This window comes from Streptomyces sp. NPDC048392, assembly GCF_043200575.1.
Taxonomy (GTDB): domain Bacteria; phylum Actinomycetota; class Actinomycetes; order Streptomycetales; family Streptomycetaceae; genus Streptomyces.
The window spans coordinates 1-8,516 of sequence record NZ_JBICYB010000012.1 but is presented as its reverse complement, the minus strand read 5'-3'; the positions used below and the strand labels follow the sequence as shown (position 1 = coordinate 8,516).

General features: G+C 67.9%; 6 protein-coding genes. 3 read left to right on the top strand and 3 right to left on the bottom strand.

All coding sequences use genetic code 11. From position 1 onward, the window contains the following. Positions 1–121: 121 nt before the first annotated feature. The gene (acnA, locus tag ACGFYH_RS17940) at positions 122–2,848 is read right to left on the bottom strand and encodes an aconitate hydratase AcnA (protein ID WP_393804087.1); all 2,727 of its coding nucleotides are present in this window, start codon (positions 2,846–2,848) and stop codon (positions 122–124) included. A gap of 294 nt (positions 2,849–3,142) precedes the next feature. On the opposite strand from acnA, the gene ACGFYH_RS17935 reads away from it, so the two are divergent. Together ACGFYH_RS17935 and ACGFYH_RS17930 are read left to right on the top strand one after the other, a co-directional pair. Next, the gene (locus ACGFYH_RS17935) at positions 3,143–3,340 is read left to right on the top strand and encodes a DUF4236 domain-containing protein (RefSeq protein ID WP_393804086.1); all 198 of its coding nucleotides are present in this window, start codon (positions 3,143–3,145) and stop codon (positions 3,338–3,340) included. A gap of 87 nt (positions 3,341–3,427) precedes the next feature. Then, on the top strand, positions 3,428–4,957 hold the full coding sequence (locus ACGFYH_RS17930) for a helix-turn-helix domain-containing protein (RefSeq protein ID WP_393804085.1): 1,530 nt from the start codon (positions 3,428–3,430) through the stop codon (positions 4,955–4,957). A 143-nt stretch (positions 4,958–5,100) separates the two neighbouring features. Here the strand turns inward: ACGFYH_RS17930 and ACGFYH_RS17925 are convergent, their stop codons facing one another. Next, a complete protein-coding gene (locus ACGFYH_RS17925; RefSeq protein ID WP_393804084.1) occupies positions 5,101–6,255 on the bottom strand; it encodes a tyrosine-type recombinase/integrase in 1,155 nt (384 codons plus the stop codon). Here ACGFYH_RS17925 and ACGFYH_RS17920 point away from each other — a divergent pair. Further along, a complete protein-coding gene (locus tag ACGFYH_RS17920; protein WP_393804083.1) occupies positions 6,245–6,640 on the top strand; it encodes a transposase in 396 nt (131 codons plus the stop codon). The genes ACGFYH_RS17925 and ACGFYH_RS17920 overlap by 11 nt on opposite strands. Before the next feature lie 72 nt (positions 6,641–6,712). Here ACGFYH_RS17920 and ACGFYH_RS17915 read toward each other — a convergent pair whose 3' ends face one another. Beyond that, a complete protein-coding gene (locus ACGFYH_RS17915) occupies positions 6,713–7,726 on the bottom strand; it encodes an LPXTG cell wall anchor domain-containing protein (RefSeq protein ID WP_393804082.1) in 1,014 nt (337 codons plus the stop codon). Positions 7,727–8,516 lie beyond the last annotated feature (790 nt).

Genomic DNA, 8,516 nt, shown 5'->3' with positions numbered 1-8,516 from the left:
CTTCGCGGGTGCTGCGTGTGTGGTGCCTTGCCCCCCGGGCCTCGTCCCTGCGGGGCGCCCCCCCCCCCCGGGGGGGGGGGCGCGCCGGGGGCCCCCCCCCCCCCGGGGCCGCTTCCGGCTACTAGCGGATCAGGCTGCGCAGCACGTACTGCAGGATGCCGCCGTTGCGGTAGTAGTCGGCCTCACCCGGGGTGTCGATGCGGACGACCGCGTCGAACTCGACGCCGGTGTCGGTGGTGACCTTCACCGTGCGCGGGGTGGTGCCGTCGTTCAGCTCGGTGACGCCGGAGACGGAGAAGGACTCCTCGCCGGTCAGGCCGAGGGAGGACGCGGTCTGCCCCTCCGGGAACTGCAGCGGCAGGACACCCATGCCGATCAGGTTCGAGCGGTGGATGCGCTCGTACGACTCGGCGATGACGGCCTTGACGCCGAGGAGCGCGGTGCCCTTGGCGGCCCAGTCGCGGGACGAGCCGGAGCCGTACTCCTTGCCGGCCAGGACGACGAGCGGGATGTTCTGCTCGATGTAGTTGCGGGAGGCGTCGTAGATGAACGACACCGGAGCGCCGCCGTCACCTTCGGCGGCCCGCGTGAAGTCGCGGGTGTAGCCGCCCTCGGTGCCCGGCGCGATCTGGTTGCGCAGGCGGATGTTGGCGAACGTGCCACGGATCATGATCTCGTGGTTGCCGCGGCGCGAGCCGTAGCTGTTGAAGTCGCGGCGCTCGACGCCGTGCTCCGTCAGGTACCTGCCGGCCGGGGTGTCGGCCTTGATGGCACCGGCCGGGGAGATGTGGTCGGTGGTGACCGAGTCGCCCAGCTTGGCGAGCACCCGGGCGCCGGAGATGTCCTCGACCGGCGCCGGCTCCATGCCCATGCCCTCGAAGTACGGGGGCTTGCGCACGTAGGTGGACTCGGTGTCCCACTCGAAGGTGTCGCCGGTCGGGATCGACAGCGCCTGCCACTGGGCGTCGCCCGCGAAGACGTCGCTGTAGGACTTGGAGAACATGTCCTCGCCGATGGCGTTGGCCACGACGTCGTTGACCTCGGCCTCGGAGGGCCAGATGTCCTTGAGGTAGACCGGGTTGCCGTCCTGGTCGGCGCCCAGGGCGTCCTTGGTGATGTCCACCTTCATCGAGCCCGCGAGGGCGTAGGCGACGACCAGCGGAGGGGACGCCAGGTAGTTCATCTTGACGTCGGGGTTGATCCGGCCCTCGAAGTTGCGGTTGCCGGAGAGTACCGAAGTGACGGCGAGGTCGTGGTCGTTGACGGCCTTGGAGACCTCCTCCGGCAGCGGGCCCGAGTTGCCGATGCAGGTGGTGCAGCCGTAGCCGACGAGGTTGAAGCCGATCTTGTCGAGGTACGGGGTCAGGCCCGCCTTCTCGAAGTAGTCGGTGACGACCTTGGAGCCGGGGGCGAGGGTGGTCTTGACCCACGGCTTGCGGGTCAGGCCCTTTTCGACCGCCTTCTTGGCCACCAGGGCGGCGGCGACCATGACGTACGGGTTGGAGGTGTTGGTGCAGGAGGTGATGGCGGCGACCGTCACCGCACCGTGGTCCAGCTCGTAGGTCGTACCGTCGGGGGCGGTGGCCGGGACCGGGTTGGACGGGACGCCGTTGGTGACGGCGGGCGCGTCGGAGGCCGGGAAGGACTCCTGGCCCGCCTCGTCCACGCTGTCCACGTAGTTGCGCACGTCCTGCTTGAACTGCTCGGCGGCGTTGGCGAGGACGATGCGGTCCTGCGGGCGCTTCGGGCCGGCGATGGAGGGCACGACCGTGGAGAGGTCGAGCTCCAGCTTCTCGGAGAAGTCCGGCTCGGCCTCCGGGTCGAGCCAGAGGCCCTGCTCCTTGGCGTACGCCTCGACGAGCGCGACCTGCTGGTCGGAGCGGCCGGTCAGGCGCATGTAGTTCAGCGTCTCGTCGTCGATCGGGAAGATCGCGGCGGTGGAGCCGAACTCCGGCGACATGTTGCCGATGGTGGCGCGGTTGGCGAGGCTCGTGGCCGCCACACCCTCGCCGTAGAACTCGACGAACTTGCCGACGACGCCGTGCTTGCGCAGCATCTCGGTGATGGTCAGGACCAGGTCGGTCGCGGTGGTGCCCGGGGTCAGCTCACCGGTCAGCTTGAAGCCGACGACGCGCGGGATCAGCATGGAGACCGGCTGACCGAGCATCGCGGCCTCGGCCTCGATGCCGCCGACGCCCCAGCCGAGGACGCCGAGGCCGTTGACCATGGTGGTGTGCGAGTCGGTGCCGACCAGGGTGTCGGGGTAGGCCTTGCCGTCGCGGGTCATGACGACGCGGGCCAGGTGCTCGATGTTCACCTGGTGGACGATGCCGGTGCCGGGCGGGACGACCTTGAAGTCGTCGAAGGCGGTCTGGCCCCAGCGCAGGAACTGGTAACGCTCGCGGTTGCGGCCGTACTCCAGGTCGACGTTCTGCTTGAAGGCGTCGTTGGTGCCGAACTTGTCGGCGATGACGGAGTGGTCGATGACCATCTCGGCCGGGGAGAGCGGATTGATCTTGTTCGCGTCCCCGCCGAGCTCCTTGACGGCCTCCCGCATGGTGGCGAGGTCGACGACGCAGGGCACACCGGTGAAGTCCTGCATGATCACGCGGGCCGGCGTGAACTGGATCTCCCGCGACGGCTGGGCCTGCGAGTCCCAGTCGCCGAGGGCGCGGATGTGGTCGGCGGTGATGTTCGCGCCGTCCTCGGTACGGAGCAGGTTCTCCAGCAGCACCTTCAGGCTGTAGGGAAGGCGCGCGGAGCCCTCGACCTTGTCCAGCCGGAAGATCTCGTACGACTCGTCGCCCACCTGCAGTGTGCTGCGGGCGTCGAAGCTGTTCGCCGACACGACAGTCTCCTTCATTTATGTGCGCGTACCACCGCATCCTGCCGCCACGCCGCCCTGGCCGATCCGTTGAGGTAGGGCTAAGTTAGGCTACCCTTACCAGGGTGGCGGCCGCGGTGCGCCTCGGCAGATATCTCGATGTCGAGATAACTCTAGTACATGGGGGCGGCCCGGTCATGTCCGGGCGCCATGTGGCGTGCGCCCCATCCCGGGTGACCCGCGCGCCCATCAGTAGGCCGAACGGGGGTATCCGATGCGCGCCGGGCGGAGAACCCGGCACGACTCGAAGGGGGCACGATGCCGCTCACGTTCCGCAAGAGCTTCCGGATCCTCCCCGGAGTGCGGCTGAACACCAACAAACGTTCGTGGTCCATCACGACCGGGAGCAAGAACGGCCCGCGCCACACCCGCAGCAGCACCGGACGCCGTACGACATCGATGGATTTGCCGGGACCCTTCGGATGGCGACGCACGACGGCGGGCAAGCGTCGCTGAGGCGCCGCCGGCGCGGCTTTTAACGCCGCGTCACCCGAATGGAACCCCCGAGAGGTGCGATCTCATATCTGAGATAGCCTCGACCCCATGGCAGACGACTACCTCGTACGCATCGGCAAGCTCATCCGTGACGCGCGGCAGCACCGCGGCTGGACCCAGTCACAGCTTGCGGAGGCGCTCAACACCAGTCAGAGCGCCGTCAACCGCATCGAGCGCGGCAATCAGAACATCAGCCTTGAGATGATCGCCCGTATCGGCGAAGCGCTGGACAGCGAGATCGTCTCTCTCGGATACGCGGGTCCGATGCACCTGCGAGTGGTCGGAGGCCGCCGCCTCTCCGGCGCCATCGACGTCAAGACCAGCAAGAACGCCTGCGTGGCCCTGCTGTGCGCCTCGCTGCTCAACAAGGGGCGCACGGTGCTGCGCCGGGTCGCCCGTATCGAGGAGGTCTACCGCCTCCTGGAGGTGCTCAACTCCATCGGCGTGCGCACCCGCTGGATCAACGACGGCACCGACCTGGAGATCGTGCCGCCGGCCGAGCTGGAGATGGAGGCCATCGACGCCGAGGCCGCCGTCCGCACCCGCTCCATCATCATGTTCCTCGGCCCGCTGCTGCACCGCATGGACCGCTTCCGGCTGCCCTACGCAGGCGGCTGCGACCTCGGCACCCGGACCATCGAGCCGCACATGATCGCGCTGCGCCGGTTCGGCCTGGACGTGGCCGCGACCGAGGGCCACTACCACGCGGTGGTCGACCGGCGGGTGCGTCCGGACCGCCCGATCGTGCTGACCGAGCGGGGCGACACGGTCACCGAGAACGCGCTGCTGGCCGCCGCCCGCCACTACGGCGTCACGGTCATCCGCAACGCCTCCTCCAACTACATGGTGCAGGACCTCTGCTTCTTCCTCGAAGCCCTGGGCGTCCGGGTCGAGGGCATCGGCACCACCACCCTCACCGTGCACGGCATGCCGGTCATCGACGCCGACGTGGACTACTGCCCCTCGGAGGACCCGGTCGAGGCGATGAGCCTGCTGGCCGCGGCCGTGGTGACGGAGTCCGAGCTGACGGTCCGCCGGGTCCCGATCGAGTTCCTGGAGATCGAGCTGGCGGTCCTGGAGGAGATGGGCCTCGACCACGACCGCACGCCGGAGTACTTCGCCGACAACGGCCGTACGCGCCTGGTGGACCTCACCGTCCGCCCCTCCAAGCTGGAGGCGCCGATCGACAAGATCCACCCGATGCCCTTCCCGGGGCTGAACATCGACAACGTCCCCTTCTTCGCGGCCATCGCGGCCTCGGCGCAGGGCCAGACCCTGATCCACGACTGGGTCTACGACAACCGCGCCATCTACCTGACCGACCTCAACCGCCTCGGCGGCCGCCTCCAGCTCCTGGACCCCCACCGCGTTCTGGTCGCGGGCCCCACCCGCTGGCGCGCCGCCGAGATGATGTGCCCGCCGGCCCTGCGCCCCGCCGTGGTGGTCCTGCTGGCCATGATGGCGGCCGAGGGCACGTCGGTGCTGCGCAACGTGTACGTCATCAACCGCGGGTACGAGGACCTGGCCGAGCGGCTGAACTCGATCGGGGCGCAGATCGAGATCTTCCGGGACATTTGATAGACGAGCGCCGCCGCACCCTGTCTGACCTGCTGTTTAGCCGGTCACGACGGGGTGCGGCGGTACCTCTGGGACTTCTCTGGGACTTTGGGCCCGCAGCGGGCTACGGGCCACGCTTCACGGGCTCTGCCGACCGGCCGCGGCTACGCGAAGATCGCGTCGATCGCGGCGCTGCCTCGTGCGCCCGCACGGGGCAGGAAGTGGGAGTACTTCCGCAGCGTGAACCCGGGGTCGGAGTGCCCCAGCCAGCGCGCCAGGGAGACAACCGATTCGCCAGCCTCCAGTTCCTCGGAGGCGTAGAAGTGGCGCAGGGCGTGGAAGCCGTGCTCCCGGGATGGCTCCCACACGCGAGCACCGTCCCCGCTGCCCTCGTCCAGCGGGGCGATCACTCCTGCCTCGGCCAGAGCGGGCTTCCACACGTAGGAGTTGAAGTAGTTCCGGTTGATGGCCTTCCGCTCACGTCCCGTCGCCAGGAGGCTGTAGGTCCTCGGCCGCCGGTGCTTGGCCTCCACCGGCGTCTCGGCCGGAGTCGGGTCATCCCAGGGCAGCGTGACCGGCACCGGCGCGAACTGCTCCATGTGCTGCCGGATGGCCCGGGCGACGCTGGCCAGCAGCGGCACGTCCCGGACTTTGCGCCCCTTAGGGAGCGCGAAGCACAGTTTCGCCCGCACCATCTTGACCTGCCGCCGGACGTGCACGACTTCCTTCTCGAAGTCGACGTCGTCCGCTGAGAGCCCGAGCGCCTCCCCTTGCCGGAGCCCGAGACCTGCTCCGATCACGAGGAGGAGCCGGTAGCGATCCGGCAGGGCCTCCCGTACCGCCAGGACCTGTTCAGGCGACCACGCTTCGACCCTGCCGGGTGCGGCGGCCGGTGGGCGGACCGTGCTGGACCGGCATGGGTTGCGTCCGAGGCGACGGTCCTCGACCGCGGCCTGGAGGACGCTGGAAAGCGTTGCCCAGACCAGACGGATGGACATCGGACCGAGGTCCTTCTCCAGCCGCTTCTTCCAGTGACGCAGGACTTCCGAACCGATGGCGTTGAGCGGCAGAGCACCCAGATGGGGAACGATGTGCCGCCGCACCCTCTGCTCGATCCGCTCGATCGTGGACGGGTCACCGCTCTGGGTAGGCCACCAGTGCGTTGATATGTAGTCCTTGAGGGAAATGACCCCATCGCGGGGATCGACGAATTCCCCTCGGCGTGCGTCCGTCTGGGCCTGGGCGAGCCAGGCCAGGCGGCGCCTTCTGCGCAACCGCGAGGACCCCACCGACGAGCAGTTCGCCACGATGTGGAACACGCTGCTGGGCGAGGGGACGATCGGCCAGACCCTGCTGACGGCATGGATCGCCAAGGAGAACCTGCGCAACCTCCTTGCCCTGGCGAGAACCGGCGCCGGCCGCCATCAAGTCGGCCACGCCCGCTGGAAGTTCCTCACGTGGTGCGCGGACTCCGACATCCCCGAGGTGCGGCAGCTCGCCGTCACCGTGGACCGCTGGTGGGCCGAGATCGCCGCATTCATCGACACCGGGCACAGCAACGCCAAGAGCGAAGGCATCAACCGCGTGATCAAGCTAGTCGCCCGCAACGCGTTCGGCCTTCGCAATGCCGACAACCAACGGCTACGGACACGCTGCGTCACCACCCGCCGGGCCCGCGGACACCTCCGCACCGCTCAACTTTGAAGACCCCGTAACCGTGACGGTGTGGGGGCGAGTCGCTCACGGAAGGCGAGCGGTCGCCCCATCCCGATGGCGTCAGGCGGTGACGTTGCCGCGGCGGCGCTTGAGGCCGAAGATGACGCCTGCTCCGGCGACGATCGCTATCCCGCCGGTAGTGGCTATGACTGGCAGGTTGGAGTCCGAACCGGTCTGGGCCAGAGTGCCCTCGGGGTTGATTTCGATGTCGCCCGCCGGCTTGACCGGAAGCGGCTTTTTGCCGCCTTCCTGCGGTACGGCGTTGTTGACGTCACCCGGCTCGCTGCCCGCGGCCAGGATGTCGAACTGGTAGAACTCCTGGCTGTCGGCGAAGACGCAATTGCCCTTGTCGTCTGCGTACAGACCGATACTGATCGCGAAGCCGAACCCTTCGGGGGCAGTCTTGTCGACGCTCAGCCGCATGTCGATGGCGAGGGACTCGTTGGCACGGACGTCTGTGTAGCCGAGGTAGCCAGCCCCCTCGTCATTCTCATCGAGGGAGATGTCGGTCCACTTGCCCGTGTCCGGGTTCTTGTATTGAAGGGTGAGGCGGCCTGTCGCCTCCTCCCAGGTGTCGGTGTCCACCTGAGCGGCGAAGACGCCGAGGTCGACACGCCTGTAGGCGTTATCGCCCTTGTTGGTGACGTTCAGTTCAAAGCTATGGAAACCGCTGCCTGCGACGACCTTGGAAGGTAGACCGGTGAGGGTGGTCCGGAGACTCCTGTCGAGCGTCGGCTCCTCCTCGCCGTCGCAGATGTCCTGCGGCGACGTCGCACTCTCGGACGGTGCGGGAGTCGTGGCGCTCGCCTTTGGAGCAGGGGCGGATTCGGACTGCTCCGGGGCGGGGGATTCCTCCTCCGGAGCGGCAGGAGTCTGACTCGTCCCCGCAGTAGGGGACGTCTCAGTCTCTTCGGGTGCCAGGGGCGAACCCGGTTCTTCCGGCGCGGCGGGGGACGTCTCGGATGCGCCCGGTACGGGGCTGGGGCTCGCGTAGGCGGCCGATGCCGACATCAGCGCGGCTGGGGTAAGAGCGGCGGTCGCTGCGGCGACGGCCAGGGCGCGGCGGAGCTTCATGGAGACCTCTGCGAAGTCGGGGTGCCGTTGCTACGGCACGAGGCTAGGAGGGTCGTCCGAGTTCGATGGTGGGGGGAGACACGGATGAGCCGGTGATGAAGACAATCGAAGATGGTGAGGAGTTGTGCCGCACCCCAAGCCGGTTACGTGATGTGGGACACATTGATGCATTCCCCAGCGCCTCACGCAGCGTGATGAAGCCTTCTCCGTGAAAGCTACGACAGTGTGCAGTGGAAACGGCCAGGCATACAGTGCTGCCGTGAAGAGCGTGCGCTGGAAGTCCGAAGTCAGATCAGTGGGTGCATGGTGGGCTGCTCTCACAGTTACTCTCTGGGTGCTGACTACAGTGCTCACTCAGAGGCCAACTCTGGCTGGATGCGCGGCTTCTGCGGCCCTGTTCATCGCCCTGGGCGAGGCCGGCGACTGGCTGCGGCGCTGGCACTCAAGACGTACGACGACAGCTCTTCCCACGCAACAGCCGGGGGAAGATGGTGTCGTCGTTGACTGACCGTGCCGCCGCTGGTCAGGCCGCGGCGGGCTACAGAACGGCGAGCGGGACCGTATGTCCTTTCTCGACCACGTGAAACTGCTCACTTCCACGATACGGACGTCGGCTATTCTGCGATGCGCTTCGGTCATCCGGAGCGGAGTTACCGCTCCACTACGCAGGCGCCGCACCCGCACTGTGGTCGTGTGGGACTGCTGCATGATCGGGTGACAGCGGGGTTTATGCAGCCAGGGCTGCGGCTGGGGTCATGATGGTCTCGTACTCGACGGGGGTCAATCGGGC